This window comes from Agrobacterium sp. a22-2, from assembly GCF_012276985.1.
Classification (GTDB): domain Bacteria; phylum Pseudomonadota; class Alphaproteobacteria; order Rhizobiales; family Rhizobiaceae; genus Allorhizobium.
Genome location: NZ_JAAXMM010000021.1, coordinates 27,877 through 48,562, shown reverse-complemented (window position 1 = coordinate 48,562; position 20,686 = coordinate 27,877). Strand labels below are relative to the sequence as shown.

21 protein-coding genes and 1 tRNA gene are annotated in these 20,686 nt (G+C 64.2%); 14 read left to right on the top strand and 8 right to left on the bottom strand.

Annotation, left to right across the window (positions count from 1 at the left end; genetic code table 11):
- Positions 1–99: 99 nt before the first annotated feature.
- Positions 100–753 carry a glutathione S-transferase gene (locus HFC70_RS24485; RefSeq protein WP_168475927.1) on the top strand — a complete coding sequence of 218 codons (654 nt, stop codon included), beginning with the start codon at positions 100–102 and terminating at the stop codon, positions 751–753.
- 47 nt (positions 754–800) lie between these two features.
- On the opposite strand, the gene HFC70_RS24480 is transcribed toward HFC70_RS24485, so the two are convergent.
- The 5 genes from HFC70_RS24480 to dctP form a co-directional block, all read right to left on the bottom strand.
- Positions 801–2,318 (bottom strand): malonyl-CoA synthase, encoded by a 1,518-nt coding sequence (locus HFC70_RS24480; RefSeq protein ID WP_168475926.1) that lies wholly within the window; start codon positions 2,316–2,318, stop codon positions 801–803.
- Positions 2,315–3,751, bottom strand: a complete 1,437-nt coding sequence (locus tag HFC70_RS24475) for a malonyl-CoA decarboxylase (protein ID WP_168475925.1) — start codon at positions 3,749–3,751, stop codon at positions 2,315–2,317. The genes HFC70_RS24480 and HFC70_RS24475 overlap by 4 nt, the downstream gene beginning before the upstream one ends.
- Positions 3,748–5,064, bottom strand: coding sequence for a TRAP transporter large permease (locus HFC70_RS24470; RefSeq protein ID WP_168475924.1), 1,317 nt, complete (start codon positions 5,062–5,064; stop codon positions 3,748–3,750). Before HFC70_RS24470 ends, HFC70_RS24475 begins: the two co-directional genes overlap by 4 nt.
- Complete coding sequence (locus HFC70_RS24465) at positions 5,061–5,657, bottom strand: TRAP transporter small permease subunit (protein WP_168475923.1); 597 nt, start codon at positions 5,655–5,657, stop codon at positions 5,061–5,063. Before HFC70_RS24465 ends, HFC70_RS24470 begins: the two co-directional genes overlap by 4 nt.
- A 68-nt stretch (positions 5,658–5,725) precedes the next feature.
- Positions 5,726–6,730 (bottom strand): TRAP transporter substrate-binding protein DctP, encoded by a 1,005-nt coding sequence (gene dctP / locus HFC70_RS24460; RefSeq protein ID WP_168475922.1) that lies wholly within the window; start codon positions 6,728–6,730, stop codon positions 5,726–5,728.
- Positions 6,731–6,852: 122 nt separating this feature from the next.
- Here dctP and HFC70_RS24455 point away from each other — a divergent pair, with 122 nt between their 5' ends.
- Entirely contained in the window at positions 6,853–7,518 is a 666-nt protein-coding gene (locus HFC70_RS24455; RefSeq protein WP_168475921.1) for a GntR family transcriptional regulator, read from the top strand.
- Between the two features lie 48 nt (positions 7,519–7,566).
- Here HFC70_RS24455 and HFC70_RS24450 read toward each other — a convergent pair whose 3' ends face one another.
- A complete protein-coding gene (locus HFC70_RS24450; protein ID WP_168475920.1) occupies positions 7,567–7,713 on the bottom strand; it encodes a hypothetical protein in 147 nt (48 codons plus the stop codon).
- A gap of 244 nt (positions 7,714–7,957) precedes the next feature.
- Here HFC70_RS24450 and HFC70_RS24445 point away from each other — a divergent pair, with 244 nt between their 5' ends.
- On the top strand, positions 7,958–8,923 hold the full coding sequence (locus HFC70_RS24445) for a flagellin (RefSeq protein ID WP_168475919.1): 966 nt from the start codon (positions 7,958–7,960) through the stop codon (positions 8,921–8,923).
- A 333-nt stretch (positions 8,924–9,256) separates the two neighbouring features.
- Here HFC70_RS24445 and HFC70_RS24440 read toward each other — a convergent pair whose 3' ends face one another.
- On the bottom strand, positions 9,257–9,661 hold the full coding sequence (locus HFC70_RS24440; protein ID WP_168475918.1) for a hypothetical protein: 405 nt from the start codon (positions 9,659–9,661) through the stop codon (positions 9,257–9,259).
- Between the two features lie 321 nt (positions 9,662–9,982).
- On the opposite strand from HFC70_RS24440, the gene HFC70_RS24435 reads away from it, so the two are divergent.
- The 8 genes from HFC70_RS24435 (at position 9,983) to HFC70_RS24400 (ending at position 16,609) form a co-directional block, all read left to right on the top strand.
- Positions 9,983–10,059: transfer RNA gene (locus HFC70_RS24435), tRNA-Pro, on the top strand.
- Positions 10,060–10,227: 168 nt separating this feature from the next.
- Positions 10,228–10,548 (top strand): helix-turn-helix transcriptional regulator, encoded by a 321-nt coding sequence (locus HFC70_RS24430; protein WP_168475917.1) that lies wholly within the window; start codon positions 10,228–10,230, stop codon positions 10,546–10,548.
- Between the two features lie 53 nt (positions 10,549–10,601).
- A complete protein-coding gene (locus tag HFC70_RS24425; protein ID WP_168475916.1) occupies positions 10,602–12,029 on the top strand; it encodes a flavoprotein in 1,428 nt (475 codons plus the stop codon).
- Positions 12,026–13,276 (top strand): arsenite efflux MFS transporter ArsK, encoded by a 1,251-nt coding sequence (gene arsK / locus HFC70_RS24420; protein ID WP_168475915.1) that lies wholly within the window; start codon positions 12,026–12,028, stop codon positions 13,274–13,276. The genes HFC70_RS24425 and arsK overlap by 4 nt, the downstream gene beginning before the upstream one ends.
- Positions 13,277–13,426: 150 nt before the next feature.
- A complete protein-coding gene (locus tag HFC70_RS24415; RefSeq protein WP_168475914.1) occupies positions 13,427–13,708 on the top strand; it encodes a hypothetical protein in 282 nt (93 codons plus the stop codon).
- Positions 13,709–13,740: 32 nt separating this feature from the next.
- Positions 13,741–13,953 (top strand): efflux RND transporter permease subunit, encoded by a 213-nt coding sequence (locus tag HFC70_RS24410; protein ID WP_168475913.1) that lies wholly within the window; start codon positions 13,741–13,743, stop codon positions 13,951–13,953.
- A complete protein-coding gene (locus HFC70_RS24405) occupies positions 13,950–14,633 on the top strand; it encodes a response regulator transcription factor (RefSeq protein ID WP_168475912.1) in 684 nt (227 codons plus the stop codon). Before HFC70_RS24410 ends, HFC70_RS24405 begins: the two co-directional genes overlap by 4 nt.
- Positions 14,630–16,609 carry a sensor histidine kinase gene (locus HFC70_RS24400; RefSeq protein ID WP_168475911.1) on the top strand — a complete coding sequence of 660 codons (1,980 nt, stop codon included), beginning with the start codon at positions 14,630–14,632 and terminating at the stop codon, positions 16,607–16,609. Before HFC70_RS24405 ends, HFC70_RS24400 begins: the two co-directional genes overlap by 4 nt.
- 259 nt (positions 16,610–16,868) lie before the next feature.
- On the opposite strand, the gene HFC70_RS24395 is transcribed toward HFC70_RS24400, so the two are convergent.
- A complete protein-coding gene (locus HFC70_RS24395) occupies positions 16,869–17,183 on the bottom strand; it encodes a hypothetical protein (RefSeq protein WP_210259427.1) in 315 nt (104 codons plus the stop codon).
- Between HFC70_RS24395 and HFC70_RS27180 the strand changes: the two genes are divergently transcribed.
- The 3 genes from HFC70_RS27180 (at position 17,177) to HFC70_RS24385 (ending at position 20,667) form a co-directional block, all read left to right on the top strand.
- Entirely contained in the window at positions 17,177–17,311 is a 135-nt protein-coding gene (locus HFC70_RS27180; RefSeq protein WP_256368942.1) for a hypothetical protein, read from the top strand. The genes HFC70_RS24395 and HFC70_RS27180 overlap by 7 nt on opposite strands.
- A gap of 276 nt (positions 17,312–17,587) precedes the next feature.
- Positions 17,588–19,345, top strand: coding sequence for a type I secretion system permease/ATPase (locus HFC70_RS24390; protein WP_168475910.1), 1,758 nt, complete (start codon positions 17,588–17,590; stop codon positions 19,343–19,345).
- A complete protein-coding gene (locus HFC70_RS24385) occupies positions 19,342–20,667 on the top strand; it encodes an HlyD family type I secretion periplasmic adaptor subunit (RefSeq protein WP_168475909.1) in 1,326 nt (441 codons plus the stop codon). Before HFC70_RS24390 ends, HFC70_RS24385 begins: the two co-directional genes overlap by 4 nt.
- Positions 20,668–20,686: the final 19 nt, after the last annotated feature.

Below are 20,686 nucleotides of genomic sequence, written 5' to 3'. Positions count from 1 at the left end.
GAATTGCCGCACTGCAAAAAATGCTAGTGCAACAAGGTCCACTATGCGAGAAGATTGTGAGTGAAAGCATAACATTGTCCGACAGGGATGTTCACTCCGATGGCGCATGCGACACTGACCCTCTCCTCCAAGAACTACTCCTCCTGGTCGCTGCGCGGCTGGCTGTTGTGCCGCATGGCGGGTCTCGACTTCAAGGAAGTCATGGTGGACCTCGACGACGACGCCCGTCAGGAACTGCTGTTGCTGTCGCCCTCCGTGCTCGTGCCGCGGCTGACCCATAACGGCGTGACGGTCTGGGACACGCTGGCCATCGCCGAATACCTGCACGAGATCAAGCCGAAGGCCGGGCTTTGGCCGGCCGACCAGGTGACGCGTGCCCATTGCCGCTCGGTCTCCGGCGAGATGCATTCCGGCTTCTACAACCTGCGCTCCGCCCTGCCGATGAACCTCAAGACCGTCCACCCGCGTTTCAAGATCTTCTCCGGCGCCCGCCCCGATGTCGAGCGCATCAAGGCGATCTGGACCGAGTGCCTGGAGCTCAGCGGCGGGCCCTGGCTGTTCGGCAAGACGCCCACCGTCGCCGACGCCATGTATGCGCCGGTCTGCAGCCGGTTCCGCACCTATTCGGTCGAACTCGAACCGCAACTGGCCGCCTATTGCGACACCGTGTTCTCCTGGCCCCTGATGGTCGAATGGACCGAAGGCGCCAAGGCCGAACCCGACGAGATCATCGAGCTCGAGGTGGAGTTCTAGAGCCGTTCCCGGCTTGCCAAGTCCTCGTGGCGGTTGACGTCGTGACCCTATCTTTCTTTGCGGTACAGGCCGGCATAGGTGTCGCGCAGGATGTTCTTCTGCACCTTGCCCATGGTGTTTCGCGGCAGTTCGTCGATGAAGATCACCCGTTTGGGCTGCTTGAAACGCGCCAGCCGGTCCTTCAGCCCGTTGAGGACGATATTTTCATCGAGGCTCGCTCCGGGCTTGCTGACCACCACGGCCGTCAGCCCCTCGCCGAAATCGGGGTGAGGGACACCGATGACGGCGCTTTCGACGACGCCCGGAATCTGGTCGATCTCGGTTTCGACCTCCTTCGGATAGATGTTGTAGCCGCCCGAAATCACCAGGTCCTTGCCGCGGCCGACGATGTGGACATAGCCGCGTTCGTCGATCTTGCCGAGATCGCCGGTGATGAAGAAGCCGTCGGCGCGGAACTCGGCCTGGGTCTTTTCCGGCATGCGCCAATATCCCTTGAAGACGTTCGGGCCGCTGACCTCGATCATGCCGGTCTCGCCGTCAGCCAGAGGTTTGCCGGTTTCGGGATCGGTGACGCGCAGGGAAACGCCGGGCAGGGGAAAGCCGACCGTGCCGGCAATGCGGTCTCCGTCATAGGGGTTGGATGTATTCATGTTGGTTTCGGTCATTCCATAGCGCTCGAGGATGGCGTGGCCGCTCTTTTCCGCAAAGGCGCGATGGGTCTCGGCCAGCAGCGGCGCCGATCCGGAGACGAACAGGCGCATCTTGGCCGCCGCCTGACGCGTCAGCCCGTCATGCTGCGCAAGGCGCACATAAAAGGTCGGCACGCCCATCATGACGGTCGATGTCTGCATGAGCTGCAGGGCCTCGTCCGGATCGAACTTCGGCAGGAAATACATCGACGCACCGGATAGCAGCACGACGTTGGAGGCGACGAAAAGACCATGGGTGTGAAAGATCGGCAGGGCATGGATCAGCCGGTCATCTGCCGTGAATTGCCAGACGTCGCGAAGCGTCGACGCATTCGACAGCAGATTGTCGTGGGTTAGCATGGCGCCCTTGGAGCGTCCTGTCGTGCCCGATGTATAGAGGATTGCCGCGAGGCTGTCGGGGCCACAGGACGCGTCGAGAAAGTCCGGATCCTCGTCCTGTGCCAGGTCCAGCAGCGAGCCGCCGCCGTCGGCGTCAAGGGTTTCGACAAGGGCACCGTATTTCTGGGCGATCGGCTGCAGGCCATCGCGCATTTTCGGCGTGCAGACGACCAGGAACGGCTCGGAATCGCCGATGAAATAATCGAGTTCGGCCAAGGTATAGGCGATATTGAGCGGCAGATAGACGGCGCCGGCCCGCACGCAGGCGAGATAGAGCATCAGGGCTTCCGGGCTTTTGTCGACCTGGACGGCGACGCGATCGCCGGGCCGCAGGCCAAGCCTGTCAAGCGCGCCCGCAAGCCGGCCCGACTGCTCCAGCATGTCGCCATAGGTCCAGGTCCGGCCGCCGGTCGTTTCGATGAAGAGGGCATCAGGGCGCGCAGCATGACGGATTGCATCGAAAAGATGGTTGCTCATGCGGAAATCTCCTTGCTGCCTTTGGTTTTTGTGCTCTGGGTCGAAGCCGGGTTTGCGGCCGTGAGAAGTGGTAGTGTCGAAAGGCCGCGCGACCCCTGGTCTGCCGGCACCATTCGGCGGATCGCCGGCGCTGCGACGACTTCGCCGCGACCAGCGAAGGCTTCGTGATTGGTCTCGATGTCGTCGAGCTTGTAGAGATAGTTGACCATCAGCCCATGCGCCTGCCGCATCGCGCGGGCAGACCGGTCCCCGAGCACGTTGATCCGCTCCAGCCGGGCGCCATTGCCGAGGTGGAAGCGGGCGACCGGGTCGATCACCTTGCCATTCGGGTTGCGGGCCCTGAGGAAATACCAGGCCGCCGCCGTGGTCATCAGCGGCTGGATACTTGCAACCGTTTCCGGGCTCTCGGCCCAGCCGGGCTCGTCCAGAACCGCAAGCCGTGAGCGGTCGGCCGACGACAGGATTTCCGACGTCTCCGTCTGCCGTTCGCGCGACAGCCAGGCCGCAAAGCCTGGAACGGGCGAAAGGGTGACGAAGGTATTGAGCTTTGGGAGTTCGCGCCGAAGATCCTCCACGACCTGCTTGATCAGGAAATTGCCGAAGGAAATGCCGCGCAGGCCCTCCTGGCAATTCGAGATCGAATAGAACACGGCGGTAGTCGCATCGCCGGCGCTGATCGTCGCGCGATCCTCCATGAGCAGTTCGCCGATATTCGACGGGATCGTCTTCGTCAGCGCCACCTCCACGAAGATCAGCGGATCGTCGCTGAGTTGAGGATGGAAAAAGGCAAAGCAGCGCCGGTCCTCAGGGGCCAGCCGCAGGCGCAATTCGTCCCATCCGCCGATATGGTGGACCGCTTCGTAGCGGATGATCTTTTCCAGGATATCGGCCGGGGTCGACCAACTGATCGGCCGCAGGACCAGGAAGCCGCGGTTGAACCAGGAACCGAACAGATGGGCAAAATCCGCATCCACCGCTTCCAGGTCCGGATCCTCGGCCTTTAGCTTCAAAAGGACTTCGCGCATGCGCACCAGCGTCGCGATGCCGTTCGGTGCCAGGTTGAACCGGCGGATCAGCTCCTGGCGGCGGGGTTCGGCGGCCATGTGCAGTTCCAGCAGGGCCTGCGGCCCCGGTTCGGCACGGTAGGCGTCGATCGCCTTTTCAAGCCGTTCGGCGTTCGGGCCGAAGCGCGACAGCAGAAGCTGCATGAAATCCCGCTGCCGGCCGGGATCGAAGCTCTGCCATCGATCGAGGATGGTCTTGGCGAGTGCCATGCCCGAGGCTTCCCCCCGGCTCGACAGCAGCGTCTCGCACAGGGCCTCCATCCCCTGCAACGCATCGCCATTGTCTTCGCGGGGAGCAAGCGACAGAAACCTGCGTCCGCTTTCGGCGATCGTCTGCAGCATGTCGGCGAGGAAGGTCGTGGTGTTCATTCGATCGCTCCCAGCATCTGATTGGGCAGCCATGTGGCGATATCGGGGAAGATGCACAGGATCAGGATCGCCAGGAACATGACGAGCACATAGGGCAGGGCACCCCAGAGGATATCCTTCGTCCGGATCGTCGGTGCAATGGCATTGATGACGAACAGGTTGAGACCGATCGGCGGCGTGATCAACCCGACTTCCATGTTGATGGTCAGCACGATCGCGAACCAGTAGGGGTCGAAGCCGGCCTGGGTGACGATCGGGAACAGCATCGGCGCGGTCATGACGATGACGGCAACCGGCGGCAGGAACATGCCGCAGATCAGCAGAAAGATGTTGATGATCGCCATCAGCACCCAGCGGTTGACCTCCAGATCGGCAATCACGGTGGCGACCGTCTGGGTGATGAACAGCGACGACAGGGCGAAGGCGAAGAGCTCTGCGGCCGCCATGATCATCATGATCATCACGCTCTCGCGCATCGCCGAGCCAAAGATGTTGGCAATCGGCCGGAAACGAAACAGGCGATAGGCAATGACGACGACGAGCAGGGTCAGCAGCGCCCCGGCGCCGGCTGCCTCCGATGGCGTGGCGATGCCGCCGTAGAGAACATAGAGCGTGCCGGCAATGATCAGCAGGAAGGGCATGATCCGCGGCAGGCCGGCGAACCGCTCCTTCATCGTGTAGCGGACGGCGCGGGCATCGAACTCGTAGCCCTTGCGCTTGCAGTCGATAATGGCCCAGGCCATGAACATGGCGGTCAGCATGATGCCGGGAACGACACCCGCCATGAAGAGCCGGCCGATCGAGGTTTCCGTGGCGATGCCGTAGACGATCAGCGTGACGGAGGGTGGGATCAGGATGCCGAGCGTCCCGCCGGCGGCGATTGAACCGGTGGCGACGGACGCCGGATAGCCGCGCCGCAGCATTTCCGGAATACCCATCTTGCCGATCGCCGCGCAGGTGGCCGGCGACGAGCCGGTCATGCCTGAAAAGATAGCGCAGGCTCCGATATTGGACAGCACCAGCCCACCGGGGATGCGGTTCAGCCAGCGGTCGAGGGACGTGTAGAGGTCCGAGCCTGCCGGGGACGAGGCAACGGCGGCCCCCATCAGCACGAACATCGGGATAGAGACATAGGCAAGATTGGCGATGCCGGAGAACATGGTGTCGCCGAGGATGTAGAAAATGTCGAGCCCGCTTTGCAGGAAGAGAGCGGCAAAGGCGGCAAGACCCAGCGCGAAGGCAATTGGCATGCCCGTGGCAAGGAGAACGAACAGCGCTGCAATGATCAGCAGGCCGGAAGCGGTCGGGCTCATCGGATGGACTCCTTCATCGGCCGGTTGTCCTTGTCGGGAAGGCCGGCGGGGTTGAGCAGGCCGGCGGGAAGCTCAGGCGTCAAAGCAACGGGGTCACCCTTGTCCGCCACGGTTCCCGACAGCAATGCCAGGATGTGGGCGACATATTGCAGGCACAGCATGCCGAAGCCGAGGGGAAGGGCGAGAAGGGGAACCCACAAAGGCGGCGCCCAGACGCTGGAATGCTTCCAGTTGCCGACCCACGCCTCATGGAATTGGATCCAGGTAGCGACGGTCATCAGGATACAGAAGACGAGCCCGAGCATGCTGCCGACCAGCCGCAACCTGGCACGGGCGCGATCGGCCAGCAGCAGTTCAACAACATCGACGCCGACATGTCCGCCCTTGAGCAGGACATAGGGTGCGCCGAGGAACATGGCAGCCGTGGCGCTGAACACGACGAAATCGGTCTGCCAGATCGTCGGCAGGCGAAAAGCATACCGCATGAGGATCATCTGGCAGACGACGAGCATGGATGCGACGATCATCGCCGTCGACACAACAGCAAGGGCGCGCGACAGGTTGCCGACAGCCGTGATATAGGCTTTCACCATTCTGAAAATCCTTGGGTGTTGAAAGAGGGGGCGGCGCATCGGGACGCGCCGCCAGCGTCACCTGCCGCTCATTTGACAGCTAGGGCCTTCTCGATCAGCTTGTCGCCATCCGGCACATTCGCCGCGAAGTTCTTGTAGGAGGACTCCTTGGCCACTGCGAGCCAGGCGTCGTAATCCGCCTTGGACATCTCCACCACTTCGACCCCTGCCTTCTTGTAGGCATCGATCATGATCTGGTCGCCCTTGCGGACTTCCTGGTTGAAGAAGACCTCCGCCTTTTCTCCGGCGTCCAGGATTGCCTTCTGCTGTTCGGGCGTAAGGCCGTCAAAGACCTTCTTGGATACGAGCACGGGCTCGTACATAAACCACAGCGCGTTTTCACCCGGCGCCGTCAGACATTTGGCATGCTCGAAAAGGCGATAGGAAACGAAGCTCGATGACGAGGTGTTGGCTGCATCGAGCACGCCCGTCTGCATGCCGGTATAGATTTCGGATGACGGCATCGACGAGATCGACGCACCGGCCGCCACCAGCATTTCCTCGAATGCCGGCCCTGCGGCACGGATCACCTGGCCCTTGATCGTGTCGGGCGAGGTGATGCAGCTCTTCTTGGATGCGAAAGCGCCCGACAGCCAGGCGTCGGAAATCACGATCGCGCCGGCATCCTCGATGACCTTCTTGATATCGGCCATGAAGGGCGAGTCGTTGAGACGTGCCGCGCGGTCGAAATTGCCGACGAGGCCCGGCATCAGGGTCGCCGAGAAGATCGGGTACCGGCCGGACGCGTAATCCAGCGGAAATGATGTCATGTCGAGCAGGCCGCGCGTGACGGCATTCCACTGGTCGTTCGGTTTGTAGAGCGAGGAGCCGGGAAAGACCTGGATCTCCAGGCCGACATTGGCCGCCGCCACGTCGCGGGCAATCATCTGGACCATCTCGTCGCGGATATCGCCCTTGCCACCGGGAAACTGGTGTGAGGCCTTCAGCACCGTCTGCGCGCTGGCCTGGCCGCCCAGGACGCAGGCGGCGGCAATTCCGGCAGCCAGAATCAGCTGTCTCGAAAGGTATCGCATTTTTTTCTCCTCCCTTTTGTTCCAGCCCTCCAGCTGTACATTTATATGAGTTCCCGATCTTGCACACGAAGTCAAGTATATTGTATACAAGAATTACAGTTCCTGCATACGCGAGGGGTCGCATGTCCGAAAATACGTTTCTCAAGCTGCGTGACGAGATCGAGAACCTCATTGTCACCGGGGAGTTCGCTCCGGGAGCCCGGCTGGATGAAGTGCAGCTTGCAACCCGCTTCGGGGTCTCGCGGACGCCGATCCGGGAAGCTTTGATGCAACTGGACGCCATCGGCCTGGTCGAGATCCGGCCGCGGCGCGGCGCCGTCGTCACCGATCCGGCGCCCGGGCGCGTCTTCGAGATGTTCGAGGTGATGGCGGAACTGGAGGGCATGGCCGGGGCCAGCGCTGCCCGTCGCCACGTCGAGGAGGACCGGCACGCGCTGCTTGCGGCCCATGCCAATTGTGAACGGTCAGCGGCCAGCGGCGACACGGACGCCTACTATTATGACAACGAGATCTTCCATCGCGCCATCTATGCAGCCAGCCACAGCGGATTCCTTGAGGACCAGTGCGTTGCGCTTCATCGCCGGCTGAGGCCGTACAGGCGGCTTCAATTGCGGGTCCGCAACCGCATGAAGGTCTCCTTTGATGAACATGCCGGCATTGTGCAGGCGATCTTGGCAGGCGATGCCGATCTTGCCCGAAAGCTGCTACGCGATCACGTCGTCATCCAGGGCGACCGCTTCAGTGATCTCGTTGCCAACCTGGCCAGGAGATCAGCGAAAACCGCTTGATACATTGCCTGCAAAGACGTGTGCGGCCCTTTTGTCTCCTGTTTGCCTTCAGGCGCTGACAAGCTTTGGCTTGGCGGGCTCCCAGGTGCGAACGAGAGCGCGCCCGACGGTTTTGGCAAGATAAAGCGCCTCGTTGGCCCGACTGGCCAGCCGCTTGCGGGCGGCCACCATCGCCGCGAGCCTCTTGCTGTGCATCCGCTGGCCTTGCCAATCCTTGGCTCCCGACGTTACCCCTTTCTTCATTAAGATAAAATTTCAGTAAACGTCCCGTTTACGAAATATTTATCTCATTCATAAGGCATTTTTTAACCTTAACAGATGTATAAATGAGTTGTTCAGCATCAAGTCTCGCGTTCTGAACTCCAGTTTTCCGAGTGGGTGTTGCGTATTTTTCGGTCGTATTTCCTTATCTGGTTTTCGTACTGAGTGAGTTAAGTAAATGTTGAGTATAAAAACCAATGGCGCTGCAATTGGCGCGCTCGATATACTGAGGGCCACGATCGATGGCCGGGGCGAAACGCAATCGCGGGTGACCACCGGCTATCGGGTCGCCCAGGCCTCCGACGATGCGGCCTACTGGTCGATCGCCACGACCATGCGCTCCGACAACAAGGCCCTGTCGGCGGTCGAGGATGCGCTCGGCATGGCCGGCGCCATTGTCGACACGGCCTATAACGGTGTCGACAGCGCCGTCGATGTCATGCAGGAGATCAAGACGCGCATGGTGCTGGCCCGCGAGCCGGGCGTCGATCGCGACAAGATCAATACCGAGATCGTTGAGCTGAAAGAGCAGCTGAAGACCATTACCCATGCATCAAGCTTTTCCGGCCAGAACTGGCTGTGGCGCACCGATGTCGCCGACGATGCGCCCAAGCAACTGGTCGGCTCGTTCCGCCGCGATGCCGACGGCGGCGTGACGGTGACCAATGTCGACTACGACGTGGCCGGCGTCGCCGGAACCTCCGAGGTCAATTTCCTGATCGATGATGTCAGCGGCGACAGCGGCATCCTGACCGGCTCCGGCTTTGCGGCGGAATTGGGCACGGCCAAGAGCTGGGTGATGTTCAACGGCGAGAGCGGTCCGACCTATGACGAGATGGTGCTGAACGACAGCGTCACCGATACCGAGATCGAGGAGATGATCAGCGTCATCGACGCCATGGCCGAGCGCGCCACCGATGTCGGCACGACGCTGGGCGCGCTGGTCACACGGGTGGAATTGCAGAGTGGTTTCGTAATGGATCTGCAGGATTCCATCCACTACGGCGTCGGCAAGATGGTCGATGCGGACATGGACCTCGAATCCACCCGCCTCAAAGCCCTTGAGACCAAGGAACAGCTCGGCATCCAGGCGCTTGCCATCGCCAATGCCAGCACCGAACCGCTGATTTCGCTGCTCCGGTAGCGCCATTCCAAAAGCGTGAATCCGCCGGGCTTCACAGAACACGACGGACCGCTTTAATGCGCGGCTTTCCCCCCTCTGGCTTGCCAGCCATCTCCCCGACACGGGGGAGATCGGGTGAGGCGCCGTCGATTTCTCCGATTAGATAAGCGCCCACGTCGTGTTCAGCGCCAATTTTGGCGGACGAGGGGCCAGTCTCCGGTCGATCTTTCCCCGTGTGGGAGAGATGCCCGGCAGGGCAGAGGGGGGCGAACTGGCGCTGCCGCCAGTTATTTGCCCCGCATCCGACCGGAAAAGCCAGGCCCATGGCTTGACCCATGGGTCCGATCACAAGCCTCAGGCGCCGCCCAGAAACTCTTCACAGTAGCTCGGGCCGCCGGCCTGGCCGGGCTTGTCGATGACCGTGCGGATGCCGCGGATATTGTAGTCCGGCGACACGGTCAGCTGCACTTCGCAGCGCAGGTATTCGGTGCGCCCCCGGGTCAGCATCTTGCCCTTCTTGCCGTTCGGCAGTTCCTCGTAGGTTGCCGCCACGGCGCGGGTCTTGTAGCCGCCGCGCCAGGTATAGACCGTTGCGCCGCCGACATTGCTGTCGTTGATCGGTGGGCCGAACTTGGCGAAGAAGGCGCCGGCCGGCTGGCCGTTCCAGCGGGCTTCGATTGCGTTCTTGGCTGGGCCCGACGTGGTGCAGCCGGCAAGTGCCAGCCCCAGGCCGGCCAGGGTGAGCATGCGGAAATTCATCTGTCTCGTTCCTCAAGTATTGTGCCGGAAAGTTTCGCCGCGCCCCCCGCATTGACGCTTTCCACATCGACGTCATTAGCCGCAATTGTGCGATTGTTAAATCGCGACCCGCACGATTTGCGTGAATTATTGGCGCTGATGCTTTGCGGCCACGCTGCCGTGCCTGTTCCGTTGCTTGAACCGCTGGGAGAGCGAAGGTGGCGGGCGGCAACGCACGTCTTCAAAACCTTGCCCGTCACCGATTTTTCACATTGCCGCAGGTTTTTTCAAATCAGCGCTTGTGCAACAAAAAACGCTGGTCTATAGAGGCGCCGCTGGTCACGGAGTGTAGCGCAGTCTGGTAGCGCACCACGTTCGGGACGTGGGGGTCGAGTGTTCGAATCACTCCACTCCGACCAGCTGAAAAACTCCCGAATTTCCCGATTGCTTTCTCCTTTGTCAGAACGTGCCGCAACGGACCCGATCCACCGGCACCTTTGTGCCTTGGCCCTGTCTGAGTGCTTCCTATTTCGATAAACATCGAAATAGCCTTGACGGCCGCGCATTTCGTGACTATCCATATTTCCATGAAACTCGAAGTAGCAGCATCCCAGATGGAATCCCTTGGCAATCCGACACGGCTGCGGCTGTATCGGGCGCTGGTGCGGGCCGGGTTCGGCGGCCTGCCGGTCGGCGCTCTGCAGCAGAAGTTGGATATCCCCGCCTCGACCCTGTCGCACCATTGCCGCAAGCTTGTGGATGCCGGCCTGGTGACCCAGGAGCGCCAGGGCACGACACTGATCTGCCGGGCCAATTACACGGCGATGTCGGCGCTGATCGGCTATCTCGCGGATGAGTGCTGCGCCGATGGCAGTTGCGCGGAGAGCCCGTCAAAGGCCGAAGCCTGATATTTTTTTGACCTGATAATTCGAATAAACCGGAAATATGGAAGGAGACTGACATGACGGAGCTGAGGCATTTGCCGGTCGCGGTCATCGGCGCGGGGCCCGTGGGGCTTGCGGCCGGCGCCCATCTGCTGTCGCGCGGACTGACGCCCGTCATTCTCGAGGCAAGCCCTTCGGTGGCGGCCTCCCTGCGCGCCTGGGGCCATGTCCGGGTCTTCTCGCCCTGGCGTTATATCGTCGATGCGACCGCCGGCCGGCTGCTGGAGACCTCCGGCTGGCAGGCGCCGGACCCTGAAGCGCTGCCGACCGGCGCCGAGATCGTCGAGCGCTATCTGGCGCCGCTGGAATCCCATCCAGCCCTTGCGCCGCATATCCTGTTCAACGCGGGCGTTTCCGCCGTCACCCGCCAGGGTCTCGACAAGATGTCGAATGCCGGACGGGAGGAAGCGCCCTTCGTCATTCGCTATGTCGATGGGCAGGGCGAGGATCGCCGACTGCTGGCCAGCGCCGTGCTGGACGCCTCCGGCACCTGGAACCGGCCCAATCCGGCCGGTATCGATGGCCTGCCGGTCCAAGGCGAAAAGGCAGCCGCCACCCGCGTCGCCTATGGCATTCCCGATGTGCTGGGCGAGGTCCGTGCCGCCTATCAGGACAGGCATGTGCTGGTGATCGGCAGCGGCCATTCGGCCATCAATGCCGTGCTCGCCTTGCTCGACCTGCAGGGCGAGGCTCCCGCCACCCGCGTCTCCTGGGGCCTGCGCAGCAATCGGCTGCAGCGGCTTCTGGGCGGCGGTCTCAACGATCAGCTGCCGGCCCGCGGCGCGCTCGGCCTTGCCGCCGGCCGGGCGATTGCCGACGGTCGGCTCGACCTGCTGGTGCCCTTCGATCTGCAGCGTATCGAAACCCAGGGCGAGGGCCTGCTGCTCAACGCCAGCGTCGCGGGACAGGACCGCATCCTCGCGGTCGATCGCATCATCGTCGCCACCGGCTTTCGGCCCGATCTGTCGATCGCCGGCGAATTGCGGCTCGATCTCGACCCGTCGGTGGAGGCGCCGCGCCGCCTGGCGCCGATGATCGATCCGAATCTGCACTCCTGCGGCTCGGTGCCGCCCCATGGCGTCGACGAACTCGCCCATCCCGAGGCCGGCTTCTATATCGTCGGCTCGAAATCCTACGGCCGCGCCCCGACCTTTCTGATGGCGACCGGCTACGAGCAAGTCCGCTCGGTGGTGGCCGATCTGGCCGGCGATCCGGTGGCGGCCCGGCAGGTGCATCTCGTGCTGCCGGAAACCGGCGTCTGCAGTTCGGCCGAGATCGATGGCGATGACGGCTCCGGCAAGTCCAGCTGTTGTGGCGGTCCGCCACCCGCAGGCGCCGATGCCTGCTGCGCCGCCGATGCGACGGCCAAGGCCGAAGGGGCGACCGGCTGCGGTTGTGGCACGCCTGCCGCGACGCAGCACCTTGCGCCGGAGCCTGCCGAATGAGCGAGACCGCCGCGCCGGCCCGGCTGATCTGGGCGCTCGGCGTCACGCAGATCATCGGCTATGGCTCACTCTATTATTCCTTCAGCATCCTGGCGCCTGAGATGGCCCGCGACGTGTCGCTGCCGCTCGACTGGCTGTTTGCCATTCTCTCCGTCTGCCTGCTGGCCGGCGGCATGATGGCGCCCAAGGCCGGCCGCTGGGCGGATCGCTTCGGAGCAGCGCGACTGATGGCGCCGGGCTCGCTGGCCGCCGGCCTCGCCCTCCTCGCCGCCGCGCTGGCGCCCAATGCGTTTTCGCTCGGCCTGTCGCTGGCCGCCATGGAAATCGCCTCGGCCTTCGTGCTCTACGGCACGGCCTTTGCGGCGATCGTCCAGGCCGGCGGCCGCAGCGCCCAGCGCAGCATCACCCACCTGACGCTGATCGCCGGTTTCGCCTCGACGCTGTTCTGGCCGCTGACATCAGGCCTGCACGAGCACCTCTCCTGGCGCATGGTCTACATGCTGTTTGCCGCGCTCAACATTCTGGTCTGCCTGCCGATCCATGTCTGGGTCGGCCGCCTGCCGCGCCAGGACGATCCGCAGCCCGTGGCAAAGGTTGCCTTGAGCGATCCCGCAGATGTCCCGACGGTTGTTGCCAAGCCCGCCAGCCGTCTGCCATCCGGCAATCTGCTGTTCGCCCTGATGCTCGCTGCCTTTGCCGCCGAAGGCCTCGTTCTCGCGTCGATCCTCGTGCATATGGTGCCGCTGCTCACCGCCCTTGGCCTCGGCTCCGCCGGGCTCCTCGTCTCCGCTTTGTTCGGCCCGTCGCAAGTGGCAAGCCGCCTGATCAACATGCTGTTCGGCGGACGGCTGTCGCAGACCGTGCTCGCCGTCATTGCCGCCGGCCTGCTGCCGCTGGCCCTGCTGCTCTTGACCGCCACCAGCCCCTGGCTGCCCGGCGTCATGGTCTTTGCCGTGCTGTTCGGCCTCGGTTCGGGCCTCACCAGCATCGTCGGCGGCACGTTGCCGCTGGAACTGTTCGGCCGTGCCGGCTATGGCGCGCGCCTCGGCTGGGTCACCGCGGCCCGGCAGTTTTCCTCGGCACTCGCCCCCTTCGCCTTCGCCTTTGCCCTGCAACGCTTTGGCACCGAGGTGGCGCTGACGATCGGCATCGTGCTGGGGGCCGGCGGCCTGGCGCTGTTCGCGGCTATCGCCGTGTTGAGGTACCGCGCCGTGCCGCCATCTGCCGTCGCAGCACCCGGCGAATAGCGGCTACCTCGGTGCCCCGGTGGCGGAACCACCATGAACATGGCATGGTGCAACACCGGTCTTCCCGGCACACTCCTTGACAGCATGAAACGCCTCGACCCCGTCCGGCGCGGCGGTGTTTCTGCCGTGACCCCAAAAGGAGATTTCAGCATGCATTCGTTCAAGATCCGGCTTCTGGCCATTCCGTTCGCCGCAGCGCTCGCTCTGGCAACCACCGCCTCCGCCCAGGACGCCTTCGCCGCGTCCGATGCCAATGGCGATGGCGCGCTCGACAGCGCCGAATTCGTCACCTTCATCAACATCGCCGCCAAGGCCGGCCGCGGCCAGGCCAAGAAGGTCGCCGCCAACAACATGTATGGCAGGGCCTTTGCCCGCGTCGACAAGAACCAGGACGGCCGCATCGCGCCCGGCGAGGTCGCGGCGCTGCAATAGAAACCGTCGATCCGAGAGGAACCAAGCCGGCCATGCCTCAACCCTGCATCCTTGCCGCGCTGTTTCCGGTCGCGCCGCTCGCCATGAGCGGCGCGGCCTTGGCGCTGTTTGCCGCCATGCCGCCACCCGATCTTCACGCCCCGATCGGCCTCATGCTGCTGATTGCGCTTTCGGCAAAAAATGCCATCCTGATCAGGGGTGATGCCGGTCCGGCGCGGACGTTTAAGGGAAGGGGAGGCCGATGACCCAGGCACATCAGGATCGCGAGGCTGAGACGAAAATAACCATTCTGGTCGTCGAGGACGATGCGCCGATCCGCTGGCGGGTCTGCGATGCCCTTCGGCAGGCCCCCGAGTTCGTCGTCTCGGAAGCGGCCACCCTTGCCGAGGCGCGGAGCCTCCTCAACGACAATCCCAACCGCGTGCTGCTGACCGATATCCGCCTGCCGGATGGCACCGGCATCGACCTGATCCGCGAGGTCAGGCGCAAGCAGCCCGAGACCGAGATCATGGTCATTTCGATCCTGGGCGACGAGGAAAGCGTGCTGTCGGCCATCATGGTCGGCGCCAACGGCTATCTGCTGAAGGATGCCTTCCCGGCCGATATCGTCGAGACGGTGCGGGATCTGGTGCGCGGCCATTCGCCAATCTCCGCCTCGATCGCCCGGTTCATCGTCAAGCGCACCCAGGCAGCGCCGCAAAGCGCGCCGCTCTCCAATCTCAATGCCGCCCGGCTGACGCCGCGCGAGATCGATATCCTCTGGGGCATTGCCAAGGGCTTCAGTTATGCCGACATTGCCGATCATCTCGGCATTTCGCGACAGACCGTGCCCGGCCACATCAAGAACATCTATCGCAAGCTGGAGGTCAACACCCGCGGCGAGGCGGTGTTTGAGGCTCTGCAGCAGGGGCTGATCAAGGTATGATCGCGTCCTTGATGGCGCCTTTCGGCAGACCGGATGCCTATCTGCTGCGCGGCATGGTCTTCGCGCTGTCGTGCGCACTGGCGGTCGCCGCCGGCCTTGGCCTGCTCAGCATGCCCTTGCCCGAGCCGCCGCAGCACTATCGTTTCACGGCCGTCATGGCCGAACTCCAGCCCGGCGAATGGCGCAGCACCACCCTGCCGAACCTCCGTCTGGAAACCGCCCGCGAGCCGGGCGACACGTTCTATCGCCTGGCCTTCGAGATCCCGGACAAAGACGCGGCCACGCCCTGGGCGGTCTTCCTGCCGCGCTTCATGATCGATGCGGCGGTGCTGGTCAACGGCGTCGAGATTGCCGACAGCCGCAATGGGCCGGGCGCCGGCAAGCCGGACCGCAACATTCCGCTGCTCGGCGTCATTCCAAAACCGCTGCTGCGCGATGGCGCCAACGAGCTGACCGTCGCCGTGATGGCCACGGCGCCTGTCGCCGAATATCTGGAGAGCATCTATATCGGCCCGGAAGAGGCCTTGCGCCCGGCCTATGACCGGCGCCTGACGCTGTTCGGCCTGCTGCCGGTCGTGCTGTTGTCCTGGCAGGTGATCGTCGGCGCGCTGCTGCTGACCATCTGGTGCAGCCGGCCGCACGAAATCGCCTACGGCCTGCTGGCATTCGCCATGCTGTTCGGCGTCGGCCGCGTCACCCTGCTGACCCTGGAGACGCCCCTGCACCTGGCGCTGGCCGGCGCGGCGCTGGCGCTGGAAATGGGGCTGGCCGTGCTGTTTGCGCTGGCCTTTCTCGACATTCGCCTGCGCTGGTGGCATGGGCTGGTGTTCTTGCCGTCGGTTCTGGTGCTGTTGATCGGGTTTTACGGCAACCCCTCGATGATCCTGGCGGCCTATATGCTGTTCGGGCCGCCGGGCGTCGGGCTCTATCTGCTGCTCCTGGCCGGCCTGTTCGGCTGGTCGGCCATCGTCAAGGCGCGCGGCGCCAGCTTCCTGCTGGCCATTGTCGTGGCGGCGGTTTCGACCGGCTGGGCCCATGATGTGGCGATCCTCGCCGGCTACTTCGTCGATCACCGCTATTTCGTCGGGCGGCTGTTCTATCCCGCCATGCTGATTGCCATCGGCACCCTGCTGTCGCTGCGCTTCGTGCAGGCGCTCAACAAGATCGACAGCTTTGCCGCACAGATGGTGGTCAAGATCACGGAAACCGAGGACAAGCTGCGCCGCAGTTTTGCCCGCGAGGAGCTGCAGGCACGCAACCAGGCCCTGGCGCTGGAGCGCGGCCGGCTGATGCGCGACCTGCATGACGGGCTGGGCGGCCAGCTGGTGCGCATCGTGGCCCTGAGCGAGCGGGGGAGCAGCGAAAGGGGCAGCAGCGACGACAATCCGATCGGCGAGGCGGCCCGTGCCGCGCTGAAGGATCTCAGGCTGGTGATCGATGCCATGGAGGATGTCGGCGGCGACCTGCTGCTGGCGCTCGGCTCCTGGCGCGAGCGCACGGCGATCCAGCTGCGCGCCCATCACATCGAACTCGACTGGCAGGTCAGGACGACGGGCGGCTTGCCGCCCTTCGAGGACCTGCGGCCCTGGCACGTCATCCAGATCGTCCGGCTGATGGACGAGGCGATCACCAATGCCGTCAAGCATTCCGGCGCCGGCCGAATCTCGGTGATCCTGCGCACCGCGCCGGACGCCTCCGCTGGCGATGGCCCGGTCGGTGATGGCAGATCCGACAGCACGGTGCACATCGTCATCCGCGACGATGGCCGCGGCTTCCTTCCCAAGGAGCACGGCAATGAGACGGGGCACGGCCTTGCCAATATGCAGAGGCGCGCCGACCTCTGCCAGGCGCGGTTGACGATCGACAGCGGCCCGGACGGCACGTCGGTGGCGCTCGATCTGCCAAGACGCTTTCCGCCGATGCCCGAAGCCCAGGCCTTTGCCAGCCCGCCGCCGGTTTCGGCGATCCGTCCCTGACGGGAGGAAGCCTCCATTGATGGCCAAAAAATGTGGCGCCCGGCACGGGTGGGGCCTTGCCGCAGGGGAGACAGGGGACCCTGCGGCGTGTGCCGGGCGCCGAACGGCAGCGGCGAGAGACTGCCGCGCCGTTATGGGTGTTGATGGGAAGAGGTGTTGAGGGCACCGCGCACGGGCCTGCCCGGCATCGTCACATGCCGGGCGGCAGAGGGCCTGCAATAGCGCCTGTCGCGGTTCGCTTGCCGATGACCGGTCCGACCTAGCGGACGCCGACCCGGTTGACCGGGCCGCCGCGGTTGCCGGGCACGCCCCGCACTCCGACGCCCGGGGCGCCGACGCCGGGCACGGCGACGGCCGCTGCCGGTCGTGCCACGCAGCCGACCGGATAGCCGGGCCGCGTGCAATAGGCCACCACGCGGGTCGGCCGGGCGACGCAGCCCTTCGGCACGCCGACGGTCTTGCAGTAGACGACGGCCTCAGCCGGCGTGGCGGGCAGGAAGGTGCCGCCGACGAAGGTGGAAAGGGCAAGGGCGAGTGCCGTTCCGGTCTGAGTAAGAATTCCGACATATGTCATGGCTTTTGTCCTGTCTCGAAGACTTGGTGAACCCACCCGGCGACGGTGTCGCCGGTCATACTGTTATCGACGAGGACAGCATGGGCGGCTATGCCATGAACATGGGGCCTGACCTGTATCTTGGCTGACCTGTCGGCGGCCTTTGGCTGTGGCGGGGCGCAAAAAACCTGGTCTTGCCCTCTGTTTGCAGGGGGAAGATCCATATCGTTTGTGCTTGTAGAAGCGGCTGTCGAAAGTCTTGGCAAATATTACGCCCAATATTGTGCACGGACATCCACGTTATCGCCACTTTCCTATTGATGTAATTTTCGGTATGAGGCGGAATGCGGAATTCGGGGGCGATGACCGTGGCGACATGACAAACGCGGGGGCGGCCTTGCCCAGCCGGCGGGAGATGGAACGAGTTGATCAACACGGGTTCGAAAGCCGGCCTTGAAGAGTTGCGGCGGGCGCTGGCGCGCAGCCGCTTCGGTTTTTTTGCCATCGGCGTCTTCAGTTTCTTCGTCAATCTTCTGGTGCTGACCGGCCCCCTGTTCATGCTGCAGGTCTACGACCGGGTGCTGGCCGCCCGCTCGGAGCCGACGCTGGTCGTGCTCTTCCTGCTGGTGGTCATGCTCTATGCCATCATGGGCGTGCTCGACCACCTGCGGGCCCGCATCGCGGCGCGCATTGGCGCGCGCTTCCAGGCCGATTTCGACATCCGCGTCTTCCGTGCCCTGCTCGACCGCACGACGCTTGCCTCGCGCGGCATTTCCGGCGCGTCGGGCATGCGCGATCTCGATTCCGTGCAGAAGGTGCTGGCTTCGCCGGCCATCTTCGCCGTCTTCGACATTCCCTGGACGCCGGTCTTCGTCTTCGTCATCTTCGTCTTCCATCCCTGGATGGGCTGGCTGGCGGTGGCCGGCGGCGCCATCCTGATCGTCTTGACCTGGCTCAACCAGAACGGCACCAAGCGCCACCAGATCAAGGCGCTGGAGGCGACCCGCCAGAGCGAGGACATCACCGCAGCACTTGCACGCGACAGCGACACCGTGCGCGCACTCGGCATGCGCCGCAGCGCCGCCGACCGCTGGCAGAAGGCCCGGTCCGTGGCGCTCGAGGCCAATATGGAATATTCGGATGCCAACGGCTTCTATGCCACCGCATCCAAGACCTTCCGCATCTTCCTGCAATCGGCCATCCTGGCGCTCGGCGCCTGGCTGGTGCTGAAGGGCGAGATCAATGCCGGCGCGATGATCGCCGGATCCATCCTGATCGGCCGCGGCCTGGCGCCGATCGAAGGCGCCATCGGCCAGTGGTCGATGGTACAACGCGCTTTCGAGGGCTGGCGCGGCCTGGCGCATCTGCTGACGCAGGTGCCCGAGGACGACGTGCGCACGGCCCTCCCGAAACCGCGGGCCATCCTCAACGTGCAGCAGGTGACGGCGGTCCCGCCCGGCGAGAACGTCGCCACGCTGCGCATGGTCAGCTTCGACCTGCCGCCGGGCCAGGCGCTCGGCGTCATCGGCCCGAGCGGTTCCGGCAAGTCGACGCTCGCCCGCCTGCTGACCGGCGTCTGGCATCCCGCCGCCGGCAAGATCCGCCTCGACGGCGCCTCGCTCGAACAATACGGCCCGGACGACCTGGCCGATCATATCGGCTATCTGCCGCAGGACGTCGTGCTGTTCGAAGGCACCATCGCCGAAAACATCGCCCGGCTCGACAGCAATCCCGATCCGCAGCGCGTGGTCGAAGCTGCCAAGAAGGCGGCCGCCCACGAGATGATCCTGAAGCTGCCGAACGGCTACGACACGCGGCTGCCGGCCGTCGGCCAGAAACTGTCGGGCGGCCAGAAGCAGCGCATCGGTCTCGCCCGCGCGCTCTACGGCAATCCGGCGATCGTCATCCTCGACGAGCCCAATTCCAATCTCGACGCCGAAGGCTCCAATGCCCTCAACCTGGCCATCCGCGCCATGAAGGCCGATGGCCGCTCGGCGGTCATCATGGCCCATCGTCCGGCGGCGATCGAGGAATGCGACCTGATCCTCATTCTCGACGGCGGCACGCGGGTTGCCTTCGGCCCGCGCGATGAGGTGCTGCGCGCCCATCTGCGCAACGCCGCCCAGGTCGTCGGCCTGCCCGGCGGCACCAATACCACCGTCATACAGGGGCCGCAGCGATGAGCCTGGTCGAGAAAATGCCCACGGCCGGCGCTATCCGCTGGCACGGCCGCAGCCAGATCATGGCCGGCTTCCTGACGCTTGCCTTCCTGGTGCTCGGCATCGGCGCCTGGGTCGCCTTCACGACGATCCACGGCGCGGTGATCGGCAGCGGCATCGTCGAGGTCGAGACCAATCGCCAGGTCGTGCAGCACCAGATCGGCGGCGTGGTCGGCGAAATCCTGGTCCAGGACGGCGATGTCGTGACCGCAGGCCAGGTGCTGATGCGCTTCGATGAGAAGATCGATCGTTCGGAACTGGCCATCATCGAGGGACAGCTCTATTCGCTGCTCGGCACCCAGGCCCGGCTGAAGGCCGAGCAGGACGACACGCCCGACATCGAGTTCGATCCGGAAATGCTGGAGCGCGCCAAGACCGATGCCGAAGTGGCGGAAATGGTCGCCGGCCAGACGCGGCTGCTCAAAGCCAGACGCGACACCCGCGACAAGCAGATCGGCCAGCTGGTCGAGCGGCGCAAGCAGATCACCGAGCAGATCGACGGCCTGGTCGACCGCGTCACCGCGCTCGAAAGGCAGAAGAGCTTCATCGATTCCGAACTGGTCGGCCAGAACAAGCTTCTGAAGGAAGCGCTGACCCAGACCAGTCAGGTCATGGCGCTGGAACGCGAAGGCGCCGAGATCGATGGCGATACGTCAGGCGCCCGCGCCAGCGTCGCCGAAAACCGCGCCCGCATTGCCGAGATCGAGATCGCCATCCTCAACGTCTCAAGCGCCATGCGCGAGGAGGCGATCACCCAGCTGCGCACCATCGAGGCGCAGGTCGCCGAGCTGCGCCAGCGCCGCATCGCGGCGATCGAGACCTTGAGCCGCATGGAATTGCGCGCGCCGGTCGGCGGCGTGGTGTTCGGCCTGCAGGTGCATGCGCTGCGCGCCGTGGTGCGCGCCGCCGAACCGATCCTCTACATCATCCCGCAGGATGTCGGCCTGGTCGTCACCACCAATATCCCTCCGTCCTCGATCGACCAGGTGCATGTCGGGCAGAAGGCGGAGCTGCTGTTCGTCGCCTTCGACCGCCATCAGACGCCGGATATCAAGGGCACGGTGATCGAGGTGTCGGCCGACGTTTTCAACGACGAACGCTCCGGCGCCAGCTTCTACAAGGTGCGTATCCTGCCGGATGCCGGCGAAATCACCAAGCTCGGCAACGCCCATATCGTGCCGGGCATGCCGGTCGAGGCCTTCATCCAGACGACGGAGCGCTCGCCGCTCGCCTATCTCGTCAAACCGCTGGCCGACTATTTCAACAAGGCTTTCCGCGAGCGCTGACCGGCGTTCGCCAGGTCGT